This is a genomic window from Paracraurococcus lichenis (assembly GCF_030657435.1).
Taxonomy (GTDB): Bacteria; Pseudomonadota; Alphaproteobacteria; order Acetobacterales; family Acetobacteraceae; genus Paracraurococcus; species Paracraurococcus lichenis.
The window spans coordinates 1-483 of the sequence record NZ_JAUTWS010000471.1; the positions used below are offsets into that span (position 1 = coordinate 1).

General features: G+C 62.5%; 1 pseudogene. It reads left to right on the top strand.

Going from position 1 to position 483, the window contains the following annotated elements:
* Positions 1-193 (top strand): annotated as a pseudogene (locus Q7A36_RS40845) (IS5/IS1182 family transposase); the annotation flags it as partial.
* Positions 194-483 lie beyond the last annotated feature (290 nt).

The window sequence follows — 483 nt, forward strand, 5'->3', positions numbered from 1 at the left end:
GGGCTGGCAGCGAGCCTTGGGCTACAACGATCGTGCCTTGATCGAGGCTGACATCTCGCGTTGGAAGCGCGTCATCGGTGACGGACTCCGATCGCAAACAGACGAGCGTCAGGCCACCGAGATCGCCATCGCTGCCAATGTGCTGAACCGTATGCTTGAGCTCGGATGTCCGAAGTATGTCCGCGTTGCATAACCCCGAATGCGGGTAGGGCTATGGACCGACGGCACCAGCTTTGAGTGGGGTGTGCAGAAGGCCGCCTGAGCGCAAGAGATCCGGCCCGCGCGGCTTGGCGGCGCCGGTTGTTGTCCCTGTCGGGACGGTGGTGTCGGTGACCTCGGTCAATCGGCTGAAGACGAGGCTCTCGGACTTCGCTGCAAACGTTGAGGCGCCCGCCCTCGAACACCAACATGAGGCCCAGACCTCGGAAAGGACCCTGACCCCGACAGAGCCAGCATCACCGGAGTTGACAAACAGCCGCGATT